The sequence below is a fragment of the Candidatus Anaeroferrophillus wilburensis genome, from assembly GCA_016934315.1.
GTDB classification, from domain to species: Bacteria; Desulfobacterota; Anaeroferrophillalia; order Anaeroferrophillales; family Anaeroferrophillaceae; genus Anaeroferrophillus; species Anaeroferrophillus wilburensis.
This window is the reverse complement of the sequence record JAFGSY010000039.1, coordinates 42,109-58,711: the sequence shown is the minus strand read 5'-3', so window position 1 is coordinate 58,711 and position 16,603 is coordinate 42,109. Positions and strand designations below refer to the sequence as shown.

16 protein-coding genes are annotated in these 16,603 nt (G+C 52.4%); all 16 read right to left on the bottom strand.

The window, feature by feature from the left end; genetic code table 11:
• Window positions 1-134: 134 nt before the first annotated feature.
• On the bottom strand, window positions 135-839 hold the full coding sequence (locus JXO50_10385) for an SPOR domain-containing protein (protein MBN2333496.1): 705 nt from the start codon (window positions 837-839) through the stop codon (window positions 135-137).
• A 7-nt stretch (window positions 840-846) separates the two neighbouring features.
• Window positions 847-2,514 carry an arginine--tRNA ligase gene (locus JXO50_10380; protein MBN2333495.1) on the bottom strand — a complete coding sequence of 556 codons (1,668 nt, stop codon included), beginning with the start codon at window positions 2,512-2,514 and terminating at the stop codon, window positions 847-849.
• Between the two features lie 161 nt (window positions 2,515-2,675).
• Entirely contained in the window at window positions 2,676-2,852 is a 177-nt protein-coding gene (locus JXO50_10375; GenBank protein ID MBN2333494.1) for a hypothetical protein, read from the bottom strand.
• Between the two features lie 220 nt (window positions 2,853-3,072).
• Window positions 3,073-3,342: a septum formation initiator family protein gene (locus JXO50_10370; protein MBN2333493.1), complete on the bottom strand. Its 270-nt coding sequence runs from the start codon at window positions 3,340-3,342 to the stop codon at window positions 3,073-3,075.
• On the bottom strand, window positions 3,343-4,182 hold the full coding sequence (locus tag JXO50_10365; protein MBN2333492.1) for an energy transducer TonB: 840 nt from the start codon (window positions 4,180-4,182) through the stop codon (window positions 3,343-3,345).
• Between the two features lie 5 nt (window positions 4,183-4,187).
• Window positions 4,188-4,595: a biopolymer transporter ExbD gene (locus tag JXO50_10360; protein MBN2333491.1), complete on the bottom strand. Its 408-nt coding sequence runs from the start codon at window positions 4,593-4,595 to the stop codon at window positions 4,188-4,190.
• 1 nt (window position 4,596) lies between these two features.
• Entirely contained in the window at window positions 4,597-5,208 is a 612-nt protein-coding gene (locus JXO50_10355) for a MotA/TolQ/ExbB proton channel family protein (GenBank protein MBN2333490.1), read from the bottom strand.
• Between the two features lie 149 nt (window positions 5,209-5,357).
• On the bottom strand, window positions 5,358-8,444 hold the full coding sequence (locus tag JXO50_10350; GenBank protein MBN2333489.1) for a tetratricopeptide repeat protein: 3,087 nt from the start codon (window positions 8,442-8,444) through the stop codon (window positions 5,358-5,360).
• Window positions 8,445-8,452: 8 nt separating this feature from the next.
• Entirely contained in the window at window positions 8,453-9,649 is a 1,197-nt protein-coding gene (locus JXO50_10345; GenBank protein ID MBN2333488.1) for a homocysteine biosynthesis protein, read from the bottom strand.
• 65 nt (window positions 9,650-9,714) lie between these two features.
• The gene (gene ybeY / locus JXO50_10340) at window positions 9,715-10,143 is read right to left on the bottom strand and encodes an rRNA maturation RNase YbeY (protein ID MBN2333487.1); all 429 of its coding nucleotides are present in this window, start codon (window positions 10,141-10,143) and stop codon (window positions 9,715-9,717) included.
• A 206-nt stretch (window positions 10,144-10,349) separates the two neighbouring features.
• The gene (locus JXO50_10335) at window positions 10,350-11,300 is read right to left on the bottom strand and encodes a PhoH family protein (GenBank protein MBN2333486.1); all 951 of its coding nucleotides are present in this window, start codon (window positions 11,298-11,300) and stop codon (window positions 10,350-10,352) included.
• 167 nt (window positions 11,301-11,467) lie between these two features.
• Window positions 11,468-12,562, bottom strand: a complete 1,095-nt coding sequence (locus tag JXO50_10330) for a DegT/DnrJ/EryC1/StrS family aminotransferase (GenBank protein MBN2333485.1) — start codon at window positions 12,560-12,562, stop codon at window positions 11,468-11,470.
• Window positions 12,563-12,695: 133 nt separating this feature from the next.
• A complete protein-coding gene (locus JXO50_10325) occupies window positions 12,696-13,358 on the bottom strand; it encodes a TrkA family potassium uptake protein (protein MBN2333484.1) in 663 nt (220 codons plus the stop codon).
• A gap of 22 nt (window positions 13,359-13,380) precedes the next feature.
• The gene (locus tag JXO50_10320) at window positions 13,381-14,742 is read right to left on the bottom strand and encodes a potassium transporter (protein ID MBN2333483.1); all 1,362 of its coding nucleotides are present in this window, start codon (window positions 14,740-14,742) and stop codon (window positions 13,381-13,383) included.
• Window positions 14,743-14,745: 3 nt separating this feature from the next.
• Window positions 14,746-15,432: a 5'-methylthioadenosine/S-adenosylhomocysteine nucleosidase gene (locus JXO50_10315; protein ID MBN2333482.1), complete on the bottom strand. Its 687-nt coding sequence runs from the start codon at window positions 15,430-15,432 to the stop codon at window positions 14,746-14,748.
• Window positions 15,433-15,451: 19 nt separating this feature from the next.
• Window positions 15,452-16,561: a DNA photolyase gene (locus JXO50_10310; protein ID MBN2333481.1), complete on the bottom strand. Its 1,110-nt coding sequence runs from the start codon at window positions 16,559-16,561 to the stop codon at window positions 15,452-15,454.
• Window positions 16,562-16,603 lie beyond the last annotated feature (42 nt).

The window sequence follows — 16,603 nt, the reverse complement described above, 5'->3', positions numbered from 1 at the left end:
AGAAATCGATGCCGCAGGAGTTATCATGAGCGCTTCAGTCTGGCAACCTTGCCAAAATGCCTCGGAAACAATAAGCCGTTAGCTAACAAAAAAATAAAACACCAGAAGATCTTCCCGTAGCAGAAAAACATGCTTTATTTTACCACAAAAGAGGTAATGCCTTCCTGTTCCTGCAGACGTTTCTGCAAACGAATCGCAGTCTGGGGATTAGGAATATCAACAATCCGCACCCGATACCAGGTGCCTTTCCCGGCAATGGCGGCGGCCACCACCACAGCTTTACCATAGCCCTCCTGAACCAGATGGTTGCGAAACAAGCGGGCCTTCCCCTCCTGGTCATAGGACGCAACCTGCAAAACAATACCTCCAGGCTGAACAGTCGGGGTGCGGGGCAGCAAAATCGCATCCTTTTTTCCCACTCCAGTGTCCGGCTTTTTCACCGGCAACCGCCGATCAGATTCAGCGGCACCCACCGGTGTTTCCTTCTCACTGGTCAACGTTTTGTAGAACGTATAGTGAATCTCCTGGGCACCATCCCCCGGAAGCGGCAGCCCTGTGGTTGGTGACGCCTGTTGGGCACTATCTGTCGATCCGGCAACCGGCTGCAAAGACAACGGCAACGGTGCCGGTGCTACTCTGGCGCTTTCGCCTAAAGCAGTTTTTTCCCGATCAGCAACCGGAACCACCTGTTGTACCGGCAGCGTAGCCGGCATTTCTGCAACTGCCTGAGCCATTTTACGGTGAGACAGATCGCTCAGGCTCTTACCCACCAGTACGCCAGCCAAAAAAACAATAATGCCAAGAAAAAAAATAACAACAAAATTTCGCAGGGTATTCATTGTTTACCTACATGGACGTAGGAGCATCAATCCCAAGGAGCCCCAATCCCATCTGTAACACCAGTTGAAGCTCGGCAACCAGCAGCAGGCGAGCGCCCGTCAATATCCGGTCATCCGATATCACCCGGTTCTTATTGTAATAGGAATGAAAAAGCGCCGCCAACTCAGAAACAAAATAGGTTACCCGATGAGGTTCAAGGTAACGGGCGGCCGATTCAATAACAGCAGGAAAAGAATCCAGCTTTTTGATCAAGTCCATTTCCTCATCTAGAATCAGCCGTGACAGATCAGCGGTTGCCACTTCGGGGAGATTGATGCCAGCTTCCCTGGCTTTTCTGAGGATGCTGCAGAGACGGGCATGGGCATACTGCACATAATAGACAGGATTCTCATTATTCTGGGCCTTGGCCAGCTCCAGATCAAAATCCAGGTGACTGTCAGGGCGACGGAGAAGGAAAAAGAACCGGGCTGCGTCTTTGCCTACCTCCTGGACCACCTCATCCAGGGTAACAAACTGCCCGGCCCGGGTGGACATGGCTACCGGCTGGCCACTGCGCATCAAATTCACCAGCTGCACCAGCACCACCCTGAAGGCATCCTCAGCAATCCCCAAAGCATCGAGAGCAGCGGTAAGTCTGGGCACATAGCCGTGGTGATCAGCTCCCCAGACATCAATCATCAGGTCAAAACCACGCTCATGCTTATCCTGATGATAGGCAATATCTGAAGCAAAATAGGTTTTCACACCATTGCTTCTTACCACCACCCGGTCTTTTTCATCACCAAGCCTGCTGGAAGCAAACCAGAGGGCATCATCTTTTTCATACAGAACCCCCCGGGTTTTCAGATCTTCAATAACGGCATCAACCTTACCATCCTGAAAAAACTGTTTTTCGCTGGTCCAGTTGTCAAAACTGATGCCGAAACTGATTAAATCATCACGGATACCGGCCAGAATTGCCTCGCTGGCGTAGTCAATAAAGAAGGGAAGGGAGGTTTCTTCTCCCTCTTTCCCGACCAGCTCATCACCCTGTTCACCCCGCAGTTTCCTGGCCATGCCCGTGAGATAATCACCCTGATAATAGGACTCAGGATACTCGCCCCGGGAACGTCCCAGGAGTTCAAGGTAACGCCACTGCAGGGAACGGCCAAGGGTTTCCATCTGGTTGCCCGCATCATTGATGTAGTATTCACTGATGGTCGTATAGCCGGCTTTGCGGAGAATACGGGCCAGGCTATCTCCCACCGCCGCCCCGCGCCCATGGCCAATATGGAGCGGACCGGTGGGATTGGCACTGACGAATTCAACCATCACCCGCCGGCCGGCACCCATTTCCAGGTCACCAAAATGCTTGCCCTGCATGCACATGCGGGCAAGGCACTGCTGCCAGCAGGTCTTGCTCAAGGTCACATTGATAAAACCGGGGCCGGCAATGGAAGCCTGCTCAATATCCGGTGTATCAGCGAGCTGCAACTGAATCGCCGCAGCTATATCACGGGGATTTCGTTTCAGCACGCTGGCCATCTGCATGGCAATATTGCTGGCGAAATCACCAAACTTTTTCTCCTTGGGCTGCTCAACAACCACTTCCGGCAAAAAATCCTGTGGCACACCCCATGATTCTGCCACTGTTCTGACGGCATCGCCAAGCAAATTTATCAACTGTTCCTTCATAACATCCTGTCATTGCAAAAAAAATGTTTCACCAGCAGAAACACCAAGACACCACTGATAAGGGGGTATCTCCTCTGCTGACCTTCATTGAACCGGAAACCCTCTTCACCGACAAACGCCAAACAGACTGCACCATTGAGTGCTCAAAAAATGCTCATCAACTAGTGACGCTGTTTTTCGCCGGCGGATTTTTCCGACTCTGCCGGCAGGTCATGGGCAACCCGCACATCACGACAGAAATCAGGACAATGGGCATCGCCGGCCGAAACCCTGAATTTCTTCCGGCAATCCTCCCGCCAGGCACAGACGACGCAGAGAGTTTTCTCATCGACAGTCACGGTAATACCCTTGTTTTTGCCATCGCCGGCACTCTATGGTAAATGCCAGTTCAGCATGGTCTTGGCAGCCATAAAAAACCCCCCATACCGCTGGTGGGGGGATACCTATAATAATCTGAAAGTGTATCTACCGGTAAAGAATATGTCAAGGTTTTTTGCATCTGCAGGCACCAATCATCACCACATCGCCCCCATCTGGAAAAACCAGAACGCCCTGAAACTACCTGAATATAAAGACCTGTTCATTCTCCCGAACCATCCCCAGTTCTGTTCTAGCGGCCAGCTCCTGATATCTGACATCGTCCTGCAGCAACAGAACCGTACGTTTCAGACGTTCATTCTCTGCCTTCAACTCTTTGGCAGACAACTCAATGCTGGCGATTTCACGCTTCATCATTGACAAATGCAAAAAGCCATTGTCTCCGAATACGGCAAAACCTAGAAACGCACAGCACAGGCTCAGTAGCAGTAACGGTATGAGCTGTTTCATCTACTTAATGGCAAAACGAATGGTTATGGTCCCCCACTGATCGCTATGGGGGTCATCGGGCGACAGGGTGTTGAAACGCCACGCTTTCAGATATATTTCAGCAACTTTAACCAATGCCAGATCACCTATTACCAACGGTTCAACCCGACCAACAGTGCCATCGGGACGCAGCCAGAATTTAAGTTTGACTTCCGTCTCCTGTTGCAGGGAAACCTGGGGAAGCGCCGGCTGGGAAACAACCGTCCGCGATTCGGCAACCGGCCCTTCAAGACCAAGAATACGATTTTTCACCGCCGTGAAGTTTTCCTGCTGATCCACATCCTGCTGTAGTGCCGCCAGCAATCGCTGTTCACTGTCCTGCGACTCCAGATAGCCGGCTGGCAGCAACGCCTGGAGCGTCACACCGCTCATATCGCCTGGTGTTCGGGAACCAAGCTCAGCAAAAAAATCAGCAGTGGTATCGGTTGCTGAAGGCGTCATGGCGATGATCCGGTTCTCCTCAGCGGGCCGGAAACTGCTTGACGGCAATTCCAACTCTTTGGGGGCCGGCACCGGCACATCACCCAACGCCAGAATAGCATTAATCCTTTCTTCTACCAATGAGATGATTCTGCTATCCACCCTGGGTCCATCAGGGGCGTTCGGTCCGGCCGGTGGCGCAGATACGGGTTCAGGCTCAGGCGGCAGAAGCATAACCTCGATTTTAGTCTCCGGCAGCAGCTGCATCTGCTGCAAATGGATGGCAAAAAAATGGGAAATGTCCGGCAGAACAAAGAGAAACGAGAGATGAAGGAGAATGGAAATAAAAGAAAATACGATTATTCGGGAAGTAACCGACATCTACGTTATTTTTCCTTTGGTTCGGTAGCGATTGCCAATTTGTTCAGGCCGGCGTTTTTGGCAGCATCCATTACCGTGACGACGATGCCGTGGTACACTTTTTTATCGGCTTCAATAATAACCAGTGTTTCAGCATCCTTCTTTGCCAAACCATTGAAGATCGCATCAAGTCTGGCAAGCGAAACCTTTTTCCCATCGGCATACATGCTGCCATTAGCCTCGAGAGCCACCCTGATTGAAGATTTTTTGCTTTTCACCTGCTCAGCTGACGATTTAGGCAGATCAACCTTAATTCCAGGGTTGATGGAAAGCGTTGTTGACAGCATGAAAAAAATAAGCAGAAGAAAAACAACATCAACCAAAGGGGTTACATCCAGCTGCACTTCTTCCCTTCTGCGGGGTTGAAAACGCATCTCACACCTCTCGTTGATTTTCAAAGAGATCAAGGATATCGATAGATATCCGCTCCATCCGGAGAATCATCTTATCTACACGCGAACGAAGGTATTTATAAAAGACGAAGGAAGGGATGGCGACGGTCAGACCGGCGGCGGTGGTAATCAGTGCTTCAGAAATTCCTCCGGCAAGCAGTTGAGGATTGCCAACCCCTGACTGAGAGATCACCGTAAAGGCTTTAATCATCCCGGTTACGGTCCCCAGCAACCCAAGAAGCGGGGCAATGCCGGCAATGGTTCCCAGGGTCGTCAGAAACCGCTCCAATGCCGCAGCTTCCATCCTGCCAACCTCTTCCACCGCCTCTTTTACCAGTTCACGCTGCTTGCCAAAATTTTTAATGCCGGTCAAGAGAATGCGGGAGATGGGCGTGTTGCTCAACCTGCACAAGGTCATTGATTCTTCAAGCTTCTGCCGTTTGAGGAGGTCGCCGATCTCAATGATAAAACCATTGGGAATAATCTTGCTACGTCTCAGAGCCCATATCCGCTCCAGGAGAATCGCCACCGAGAGCACGGAACAAATCAAAATGGGATACATGAGAACCCCGCCTTTAATCACAAACTGATACATTAAGCTAACCTCCCTGTGGTTAATTGGCAACGCCAAGGTTGAGCGATTCCCGGGCGAAAAAACGTCCGCATAACGATGCTGCAATAAATGCCCTGGGCACCTAAAAGCGGCCCTCAGAACTTATACATCAAATCGATGCGGCACAAATACTAACCTTCTTTATCAAGGCCTGCAAGCCTTTTTTTCACCTGCTCCTGCTGCTGGGCAGTCAACGGGTACTGCAGCAACTTGCGGTATGTTTTAACGGCAGCTTCGCGATTTTGTTGACGGTCATAATAGTCCGCAACAACCAGAAGCGACTTGACAATCCACTCCTGCTGGTCAGCAAACAGGTAGGGTAACCGGAGAAATTGTTTTATCGCTTCACTCTCATTACCAGCCTCCAGCATGACGACCGCCTGGAAATAGTGCGACTTGGCAGCCAGGGAAGGCTTGGGATTTCCTGCTCCCTGCTGATAGAAAAAAATTGCCTGATCATATTTTTTCTGCCGGCGATATAATGCCCCAAGACTATCATAGGCGGCAAAGGTAATGGAATCCCGGCTATCTTGGGAGACCAGGCGCCGATAAAGCTGTTCAGCCTCATCCCAACGGTCACTCTTTTCATTGATACGGGCACTGGACAACAGAGACTGACGCTGCAAATGCAGGTCGTCACAGCCGGTCAGATTGGGCGCCAGAGACTCAAGCGCCTGATCATAGGCACCCTGCGCAGAGTACACTTCAGCCAAGACCAGATTGCAGTCATACTGATACTTCCCTCCGGGGAACATTTCAATCATCTGGCGACACAATGATTGCATCTGCGCCTCATCCTGCTGTCGTCTGGCAATATTGATCAGCTGAAAAAGGGCATCCATTTTGACATTATCTGGATGGTGCCCGGCAAGAATCTCCTGGAGCAGGGTCTTGAGTTCCTGCCATCGTTCATCCTGCTGGTAAATCTCTGCAATCATCAGCATCAGCGGGGAAAGGTAGGTGGATTCCGGGAAACGCTCAAGAAACGGCTTGAATTCCGCCTCCAGATAATCGTCGTGACGCTGTTTATAAGCCAGCAGCAGCAGACCGTAACGAGCCTGTTCTTCCAAAGGCAGGCCTGTGTAGGTTTGGGCGGTACGCAGATAGGTCAACTTGGCACGAAGGTAGTCCTGAGCATTAAAATAGCTTTCGCCAATTTTCAGCAACGCCGTACCGGCATAGGATGATTGGGGGAAATGGTTGATGAGATATTCATATTCATGAATTGCCTGGGGAAACATCCCGAGGCTGAAATAACTCTGACCACGCTGAAAAAACACCGCATCCTGCAGGCTGGTTTCAGGATAGGTATGCAGAAGATCAAGGAAGACAGCCAAAGCCTCACTGGCTTTTCCCTGTCGCAACAAAATCCACCCCTGATAATAGCAGGCCCGGTCATTGAACATGCTTGATGGGAAACGCTTGCCAAAATCGGCAAACAGTTCAAAAGCTGCGGCATCCTGATGCAGGTTGAAGAGGCACTCCCCCTTATTAAGCAGGGCATTCTGCACCGTCTGCTGATCAATAAGATCTGACACCTGCGGTTCATTGCTCAGAAAGAAATCCAGTGCAGTCAGTGCCTCAGCATAGGCCTCCCCTTTCATAAAGGCCCATCCTTGCTCATAGGCTGCCAGAACCGATTCGGGGATTGCTGAATTACGGGGGATTACCTGCAGGATAGTAAGAGCCTGGTCAATGTTGCCAACCGTATTATATCCCCTGGCCAGCAGCAAACGACACCGGTACTTCTCCGCAGAAGACAGCCCGGAGCTGCGTTCGAGAAGCTCCTGCAGGATGCTTTCGGCTTCGTCAAACCTGCCAATCTGCTGGAGAATCCTGGTTTTTTCAATGAGCAACGGCACAGGGGATTCACCCTGATCAGCAACCACCGACAAGCCATTTTCCACTATTTCCAGAGCCGGAACAAAGGTGTTGACTGTACCGTACATCAGGGACAGCCGGCGGAAGTCCTCTCCGGACAACACCGTTGGGGGAAATTCCTCCACCAGCAGCTGCGAGGCCATAATGGCTTCAGAGATCATCCCATGATCATCATACCAGGCAATGATTTTCCGCAAAACCACAACCGCAACCTTATTGCTGCGAACCGGTTCTGGTCGGTTTTCCACCGCTTCCAGGGCATCACTGATCAGCTCCTGGCGGATGAGTGACAACCCGTAGCCGAGAAAAGCCAAAGGCATGGTATCGTGGGGAGCACCAGGAACCAGCAACTGCCGGAAGCGCTGGACAGCCTGCTGATCCTCTTTGAGATAGTAGTGACACCATCCTGCGGCCAGCAGCGATTGGCGAACCAGCACGACATCCAGGGTCAATGGCTGCTCAGCAGTGAAGATATCATCAAAAAATGCAAGAGCCGTTTCATAGGCCTTGTTGTTAATTGCCATGGAGGCCAGCAAATACCTGGCCTGAAGTTCATACGAAGAACCCGGGTAGCGCTCCAGAAGACGTGTAAGCACCGTCCAGCTCTGCTCCAGCTGTTGTGCCCTGTGCAATGATTCTCCCTGCCAGAACAAGGCAGTTGGCTGTAATGCCTCTGTTCCGGGAAGTTGGCCAACAGCGGAAAAATGATTGGCAGCGGCAAGAAATGCGCCCTCCTGATGTGCCAGCCAGCCAAGGGAATAAGAAGCATAACCGGCATATTGGCAATCGGGATAGGCTGCTGCCCGGGAAAAAAAATTCCGGGCTTCAGCATAACGATGTTCTCCATAGGCAATCTCCCCAAGCCAGTACAGTGATGAAGAAACAAAAGGGCTGCGGGGAAACTTTTCAATGCCAGTCGAAAAATAGTAGCGGGCCTCCTGATACACTCCATCCACATACTGCTGCTTGCCACTGTAATAATATCCCTCAGCACCGGTAAATCCACGGGCCAGGTACGCAGTCACCGAATGGCGATAGGTACATCCGGGTGATTGCAGCTCAGGAGTTGTCCACACCGGTGAGGTTTCATTGCCGCCCGTATCAAAGGCAAGCTGGTCATCAGCCGGTTCCAGTTTGGTCCCGGGATCAAGGAGCGGCATCAGGGTAAAATCGCGAAATCCTTCCAACTTGACACTGTCACGGCCCACCACCACCACCTCGGGCAGCGTCAGTCCTTTGCCGGCCTGATCTGATTTCAGCCCTGGGGACCAACTCAGCGTTAGTACCGCAAAGCTAAAGGCAACAACCCACCATTTTACAACTGCCGACCTGTTCATGATCTGCACTATACTCCAACACCAAGATCTGCCAGTTCATGCCCGGGGAGCTTCATCTGCGGCTCGCCAAGGGTGAAATCACCTGCCTGAATCCAGCTTTTCAATGTTTCCGCTATCTCCCTGGCCCGAAAATAACTGGACAATGGGCTGGTCTTGGTTTCCTTGCCGTTGATGACAACCATGCCCCGTTTGAGATCCGCATATGATACCTCTTGAATAACCTTGCCGGTGCCCATGGGATAATCGTAGCTGTAGTCAACCACCGGGGCGAAGATCTGCTCATCGCTGACGGCGGTAAAGCGCGCCATCTGTTCATTGAGAATCGGAATGGGAATGCCAATACCCACCGCCAGGCTGCAGCCGTAGCCCAGCATGCTGACCCCCACCAGCCACTTGGATGACATCTGCTTCAGGTCACCGGTAACAAAAAGCGTTCCAGCACCGCCCCGCACCACTCCGTTTGCCCCCCGTTTCACCCCGGGATTATGCTGGGTTCCATACCAGGTGACATAGCCGATACCGCCGCCGAGAAAAATTCTGGTTCCCAGACCGGTGGTCAGATAATAGGGATCATTAAGCAGGGGACTCAGCTGACCGGCACTGCAGTAGGTGGCATTGCCACCCCGGGGACGCAGAACCCCCATATAAGTATAGATCGTCTTGTCTGAAAGGTTAATGGCACAATTATAGTTCTGGTAGGCATTGCGGGGATTGCAGAGAATAGCGTTGGGCATATCTGCCAGCGTCAGCTGTTTTTCCGCCACCTTGCTGGGATAGCAGGAGGTACCGTAGCCCTCCATATAGACATGGACCTTTTCCCCGGCCACCAGATCCTGGATGACGTGCCCGCCACCGTAACGAAACTCTCCGGGATAGATTTTATTCAATGGATCTTCAACACATGGTTCCGTCGCCCCCAGATATGCATCGACAGCGGCAACCCCACCATAAGCAGGAACATTGTTGAGCCATACCTTGCTGGCGCGCATGCGCGGCGTACAATGGCCGAGATTAAAAAAAGCACCCGAGGAACACATGGGGCTGAAGGTTCCGGTGGTCACCACATCAACCTGATGGGCTGCCTCTGCGGCACCATGCTCGCCAACAATACCGATCATCTCCTCGGCGGTGACCACTACCGCTTCGCCCTTTTTTATCCGCTGATTTATTTCCTCAATGGTTTTCTGCACTTTTGCCACAGACAACCTCCCCTCACGACCTGCTTCATCAAAGGTTTTTCAGATATCACGATCACTCAAGCTAAGGACAATTATGCAGTAATGAGCCCCAACTCAAAAAGCTCTTCCTGCTTGGCGTACATCTGCTCGGCAACGGCTAGCGGGACCCCCACATGCTCATAACCACACAGATGGAGCAACCCGTGAATCATATAGTACAACAAGCCCTCCTCCAGACGGTAACCAAGATCAGTCGTCTGCCGGGCCACGGTTTCCACGGAAACAATCACCTCGCCCAGCAAGCCGAACTCTTTCTCCTGCGGAAACGAAATTACCGTCGTGGGCTCAGGATTATCAAAATAGTCAGCATGCAGCTGCGCAATTTGCCGGTCGTCAACAATGCTTATTTCCACAGCCGGAGCATCAGCATCCAGTTCGGCCAAAACAACAGCAATCCGCTGAGTCAGCCAGGATTCATCAATCTGAACAATATTCTGACAGTTTACCAGTGTAGCGGACATTGGCTGAAGGGTCAATGAAAGTTATCAGATATCAGGATGTTATCACGAAAGCATGCTGGTTTGCCGGCACGTCGGAGAAGTGGTCGCACCCGGCAAACGTGCCCTGGCGGTGGATGGCTGGGCTGATCACGGACCTGAGACTACTTTCAACCAATCCATCTGCCGACCCTGGCCATAACCGCTTAACCGGGTCGCGACACCTGAAGTCAGGAATGTCGCTCATAGGCGGCAATGATTTTTTGAACCAGCGGATGACGCACCACATCAGCCTGCGACAGGTAACAAAAGGAAATCCCTTCAACTCCCTGCAGAATACCCTGGACCTTTACCAGTCCTGATTCCTTGTTTTCCGGCAGGTCAGTCTGGGTGATATCACCGGTAACAACTGCCTGAGAACCAAACCCGAGCCGGGTAAGAAACATCTTCATCTGCTCAGCAGAACTATTCTGGGCTTCGTCAAAGATGACAAAGGCGTTATTCAGGGTCCTGCCGCGCATAAAAGCCAGAGGAGCCACCTCAATAATCCCTTTATCCAATAACATGCTTGAGCGGCTAAAATCCAGCATATCATGGAGAGCATCGTAGAGCGGCCGCAGATATGGATTCACTTTTTCCTGCAAATCGCCGGGAAGAAAACCGAGCCGCTCGCCGGCCTCCACTGCCGGACGGGTCAGAATGATGCGATCCACCGCTTTACTGGTCAGCGCGGCAATGGCCATGGCCATGGCAAGGTAGGTTTTGCCGGTGCCAGCCGGCCCAATGCCAAAGACAATATCATGATTTCTGATGGCATCGATATAACGCTTCTGGCCGACAGTTTTAGGTGCAATGGGCTGACGCTTACTCCCTTTATGGCTGATATACACCTTGTCCAGGAAAATATCACGTAAACGTGCGCCGGCATCTCCTGCCTTGATCCGGTAGGCATAATCAATGTCTGTTTCATACAAAGGATAGCCGGATAGCACCAGCTGATACAACTCCCGCAGCAATCCGGCAACCAGCTCCAGCCGAATTTGATCACCGTCGATCATCACCGTATTGCCTCGGCATTGTATCTTAAGGCCGCTTTTCTCCTCAAGCAGCCGGATATGCTCATCCCGATCCCCAAGAATAATCCGCAATGCTGCGGTGTTGTCAAACTCAATTTTTTCCATAGCTGCTAAAAAAGAGGGACTTCATTCCAAGACAGATGTTATCTTATGATAATTACACAGGTATTGGTGCTCTGCAATTGATGCTTTCCATAGGACTTGTTCTTTTTCAGCAATCGGGAACCGGCATAAAGTCTTTTGCCGAATGCCAGATTGCCACCGCACTTTCTCTACGATTTCAATGCACCAATGGAGCAATCAATAATCATTTCCACCTCTGCATCGCTGAGAAAGGGGTGGACCGGCAACGAAAATATCTCTTTGCAAACCTGTTCGGCGATCGGCAGACAGCCCTCCTGATAGCCAAGATGGGCAAAAACCTCCTGACGATGAAGGGGGATCGGATAATGAATTGCCGTGGGGATTCCGGCCTTCCGGAGAGTTTCCAGTATCCGGTCGCGGAACTTCGAACGAAGAGAGTACTGGGCATAGACCGAACGGCTGCCGATTTTTTCAACCGGCACCTGAAAAGAAGCGGCAAAGGCTGAAGAGTAGCGGGCTGCTATGGTTCGACGACGATCAATCTCCGTCTCAAAAAAAGGTAATTTGGCCAGCAAAACAGCAGCTTGAAGGGTATCGAGCCGACTGTTCACACCCAGCAACTGGTGGTGATAACGCTGATTTTGACCATGATTACGCAACATACTCAGCCGCTCGGCACACTCTGCATCCCGGGTAAAAATCATCCCCCCGTCACCATAGCAGCCCAGAGGTTTAGCGGGGAAAAAGGAAGTTGCAGCCAGCGTACCGAATGACCCACACTGCTTGTCCTGCCACCTGCCGCCGAGCGACTGGGCGGCGTCTTCAATGAGCGCGACGCCATGGCAGTCGGCAAAAGCCTGCAGACGTCCATAATCAGCCGAAAAACCAAAAATATCGACGGCAATAATCGCCTTGGTCCGGGGCGAAACAACATCTTCGAGAAGATCAGGGTTGATCATATAGGTATCAGGCTCAATATCGATGAAAACCGGGGTTGCCCCCACCAGAGCAATGGTCTCCGCCGTGGCAATGAAGGTAAAGGGAGTGGTAACCACCTCGTCACCGGGACCGATCCCCAGGGCCATCAGAGATAAGAGCAGGGCATCAGTTCCCGATGCACAGGCAATACCATGATCAACCCCGACCATGGCTGCCAGTTTCATCTCAAGTTCGTTGATGGCAGGGCCGCCGATAAACTGGGACGTGGTCAGAACCGCAGCCACAGCCGCATCAATTTCCTTTTGATAAGCCCGGTACTGGGCCGTCAGGTCAACAAACTGCATCTCACTTTATCCTTTCGCACATTTTTAGAACAATAATCATCAACTCCCGGCCGACAAGCCAGTTTTGCTCATCTCAAGCCGGTCGGCAACCGATGACCAGCCTTGCCGGCGTCCGAACCGCCGGATGAACAGCTTATATGAGCGGTTTTCTCTTCAGAGCTTCAAGCCCCTCGTCCGGACCGACGACAATAAGCATATCACTGTCTTTAATAACAAAATCAGGATCAGGGGGAAAGTGCATCCGCTCGGGCACCATCTCCTTGATGGCAATAACCTGGATGCCGTAGCGGTTTCTCAGCTTGAGGGTCCGTAGTGTTTGACCAATGATGCCTTTATCCGCCGCCATCTCCATGATGCCGTAGCCCTCACTGAGGGGCAAATGCTCAATGACGTTCTCCGAACCGAGGCGATCTGCCAGCCGTACCCCGGAATCACGCTCAGGGAAAATCACCATGCTGGCGCCGATCTTCTCAAGTATTTTACCATGGTCATCGGTAACCGCCTTCACCACCACCTCCTTCACCCCCATCTCCTTGAGATACAGGGTAATCAGGATACTGGTATCAAGCCGGTCACCAACACTGACCAGGGCCACGTCAACATCAGCAAGTCCGAGCCGTTCAAGACTTTCCCGGTCCGTGGCATCTGCCACCACCGCCCGGGAAACCTGATCCTTGATGCTCTGGACCAGTTCTTTGTCATGGTCAATAACCATCACCTCCTGCCCCAGAGCATAAAGCCGTTTTGCGGCATAATAGCCAAAACTGCCCAAACCGATAACCACAAACAGTCTCATGGAAAAACCTCCAGCCGATCAATCAGCCGATCATTACCTGTTCTTCGGCATACTGATACCTGCCATGGGGACGGCGGCGGGCCCATACCAGAACGGCGGTCAAAGGTCCCACCCGGCCGGTAAACATCAACAGCACAAGCAGGAATTTTCCCGGGTCGGTCAGGGTCGGGGTCACGCCAGTTGAAAGTCCCACAGTGGCAAAAGCCGACACCTCTTCAAAAAGTAGATGGAGAAAACGACCATGCTCAACCGCCAAAGGCAGATGCAGCTGAGCCTCTGAAATCGATAATGCCAACAGAAATACTATCAGCACAAGCGAGGCGGTAATAATAATGGTCAACGCGTCAACAATCGTGCTCGGGGGAAAAGTACGGCCAAAAAGGTTGACCGTATCCCGACCGGCAAAGCGGCTCCAGCACATCAGCAGGAAAACCCCGAAAGCTGTTGTCTTGACTCCACCGCCGCAGGAGCCCGGAGAAGCACCGACAAACATCAAGAGGATGACGATCAACAGGGAAGGATTGCCAAAAGAGCCGATATCCAGAGTGTTGAAGCCGGCAGTGCGGGCACTGACCGCCTGAAAAGCTGCCGCCAGCAGTCCCCTGCCCGGCGATAGTTCACTCAGGGTATGCACCTGTTCAGTGAGAAAAAGCAAGCATGTTCCACCAACAATCAGGAGCACTGTCACCAGCAGAACCAGCTTGCTGTGCAGGGTCAGCCGCACCCGTTGATGCCGCAGCCGCTGACGGACAACATAGGGGATTTCCATGATCACCAGAAATCCCAGGCCGCCGGCGATAATCAGTACCATGACCGTCAGGTTGACAAAAATATCATGGCGATAGCTTGTCAGACTGTCACTGAAAAGGGAAAAGCCGGCATTGCAAAAGGCTGAAATCGCATGGAAAACAGCCAGGTAGCCGGCATGGGGCCAGGAAAAATCAGGCAGCCAGCAGCAGAAAAGGATGACCGCCCCACACCCCTCAATGGCAACCGTAAAAAGCAGTATCTGTCTCACCAGGTAGCGGATATCATTGACGGGCAGGTGAGAAAAGGCATCGCTGATCAGCAGCTTCTCCCGGAATGCCAGCTTGCGCCCCAGCAGCAGAACAAAAACCACCGAAAACGTCATAATCCCCAGCCCGCCCAGCTGAATCAGGGCGAGAATCGTCAACTGACCAAACAGAGTAAACCGGGTGCCGGTATCAACCACCACCAGTCCGGTGACACACACTGCCGACGCTGAGGTGAAGAGGGCATCAATAAACCTCAAAGGCGGTCCGTTCACCGCTGCCGGCAGCATGAGCACCATGCTGCCGAAGATAATTGCCACCATAAAACTGATGACAATAAGCTGCGGCGGATTGAAATGCTTGACGGCCATTGTTTAAGCCTCGCTACGTGGAATGACGCCGGTGCGGATCAACTCAGCCAGCACCTCAAGCATCACTTCCATGGTATCGGCCAGCAACGGCAAGACCTCATCCACATGGGCACTGAACTCCTTTTCCAGCTCATCCGAACCCACATCAGTAACACCGCGTAATACCAGCGCCGGCAATCCATTGCGCCGGGCAACCCGAACCACCGCCGCCCCCTCCCAATCAGCTGCCAACGCCTGAAACTGTTCATGAAGCCAGGCCCTTTTTGCTGGTGTATCAGCATTTTGGTCGGCCGAAGCCACCGGGCCCACATGGAGTCCGGCAACCCGGTCAGCCAGCATTTCAACAAGCGACGGCGCACACTGCAGGCGGGGAACATCTTTATGCAGGCTGGCAAAATCATATTCAACAACCGACGAGGCCAAAACCTGGTCGCCAATCTTCAGATGCGGGGCAACCCCGCCACAGGAACCGACATTGATCAGTATAAGCGGCTGAAAACGGCTGATCATCAGTTGCGAGGTGGAAGCGGCCATCACCTTTCCTAGTCCGGATGAGGTGGCAACCACCCCGCAGCCTTGTAACTGACGGCGGTAAAAAGATCGTCCGTCATAAGATTCCTGCCGCCACGGCTGGGCAGCCAGCAGCGGTGCAAGTTCATGGCGAAAAGCAGTGATAATGCCAATCATCATCCTTCCAGTAGCGGAGTTGTTATTTTTGTGCCGGATAGCGATGGCAGCACCGGTCAAGCCAGAGAGAGAGCTGCTGGTTGTCAGTCGGCGCATAGCCGAAGACATCCAGCCAGAGCCGTTCATGTTCCATGCAGAAATAGAGAAACACATCGGGGGCATGCTGCCTGATTTCGGCCACCAGATGGCGATACATGGCACGGCGAATACCGGAGAAGTAACGCATTTTACCATCCAGTCCACGGACAAATTCCTGATAGATAATGCTACTCTCGGGGTGCTGCTCTTTGATCGCCTCTTTCATCGGCGGCAGATAACGAAACGCCCCCAGTGAGATCCAGATAATATCATCAGGAGCAAGATAATCAAAGATCAACCGTACCGTTTCACGATACTCCTGCTGCCAGCCAGGAAAAAATACCAGCGGATCGAAGTGCAGACCGATGCGATACCCACGCTGCCGGCAGCGGGCAGCGGCTGCCAGTCGCTGTTTAAGCGATGGCGCCCCCAGCTCCTCCCGGGCAACCACCGACGGTGCATTCAGACTCCAGGAAACGATCGTTTCGCCAACCTCCCCTTCAAGCTGCAACAGGTTGTCCACCGCTACACTTTTGGTTTTCAACTCCAGCACGGCGTGTGTCTGCCGGGCGAAATAGGGTACCAGCTTTGCCGACAACCGGGTCAGGGGGTCCATGAACAGGCTATCGGTGAACTCACCGGTGCCGATGCGGAAAAAAGAGTCAGGGTGGCTGCTGAACACCTCATCAAGCTCACGCAGAGCATCGTCAAGATTGACGAACTGGGTAATGAAGGGGTTATTCAGATACCCCTGCAAAACACAATAACTGCAGCCGATGCTGCAGCCCAAGCCAAGATGGAGGATCTGGTAAAGACAGCAGCGGTAGTTCTCTGCCGTCCCCGGACAGGGTTTGAAAAATTTACCCCGGTGAACCATCAACAGCAGGGTTTTGGCCGGCGAAAAGTCCAGTTCATGGAACAACTCCTGGTCAGGATGGCCGATGGTAACGACCTCCGCGGCTGGCAGCCGCTGGAGAATTTCTTCCGTGTAAGGGTAGGAAAAGGCATCCTGCTCCACCAGCACCCGGGTCGGCTGAAACATGCTTTTAGTCATTGATGGACTCGTAGCAACGGGCAAAACGCCGTAAAAAACCGG

What these genes read in the sequence shown, in the direction of transcription:
- JXO50_10385 (MBN2333496.1), bottom strand. Translation starts at nt 839, where the DNA reads ATGAATACCCTGCGAAATTTTGTTGTTATTTTTTTTCTTGGCATTATT.
- JXO50_10380 (MBN2333495.1), bottom strand. Translation starts at nt 2,514, where the DNA reads ATGAAGGAACAGTTGATAAATTTGCTTGGCGATGCCGTCAGAACAGTG.
- JXO50_10370 (MBN2333493.1), bottom strand. Translation starts at nt 3,342, where the DNA reads ATGAAACAGCTCATACCGTTACTGCTACTGAGCCTGTGCTGTGCGTTT.
- JXO50_10365 (MBN2333492.1), bottom strand. Translation starts at nt 4,182, where the DNA reads ATGTCGGTTACTTCCCGAATAATCGTATTTTCTTTTATTTCCATTCTC.
- JXO50_10360 (MBN2333491.1), bottom strand. Translation starts at nt 4,595, where the DNA reads ATGCGTTTTCAACCCCGCAGAAGGGAAGAAGTGCAGCTGGATGTAACC.
- JXO50_10355 (MBN2333490.1), bottom strand. Translation starts at nt 5,208, where the DNA reads ATGTATCAGTTTGTGATTAAAGGCGGGGTTCTCATGTATCCCATTTTG.
- JXO50_10350 (MBN2333489.1), bottom strand. Translation starts at nt 8,444, where the DNA reads ATGAACAGGTCGGCAGTTGTAAAATGGTGGGTTGTTGCCTTTAGCTTT.
- ybeY (MBN2333487.1), bottom strand. Translation starts at nt 10,143, where the DNA reads ATGTCCGCTACACTGGTAAACTGTCAGAATATTGTTCAGATTGATGAA.
- JXO50_10335 (MBN2333486.1), bottom strand. Translation starts at nt 11,300, where the DNA reads ATGGAAAAAATTGAGTTTGACAACACCGCAGCATTGCGGATTATTCTT.
- JXO50_10330 (MBN2333485.1), bottom strand. Translation starts at nt 12,562, where the DNA reads ATGCAGTTTGTTGACCTGACGGCCCAGTACCGGGCTTATCAAAAGGAA.
- JXO50_10325 (MBN2333484.1), bottom strand. Translation starts at nt 13,358, where the DNA reads ATGAGACTGTTTGTGGTTATCGGTTTGGGCAGTTTTGGCTATTATGCC.
- JXO50_10320 (MBN2333483.1), bottom strand. Translation starts at nt 14,742, where the DNA reads ATGGCCGTCAAGCATTTCAATCCGCCGCAGCTTATTGTCATCAGTTTT.
- JXO50_10315 (MBN2333482.1), bottom strand. Translation starts at nt 15,432, where the DNA reads ATGATGATTGGCATTATCACTGCTTTTCGCCATGAACTTGCACCGCTG.
- JXO50_10310 (MBN2333481.1), bottom strand. Translation starts at nt 16,561, where the DNA reads ATGACTAAAAGCATGTTTCAGCCGACCCGGGTGCTGGTGGAGCAGGAT.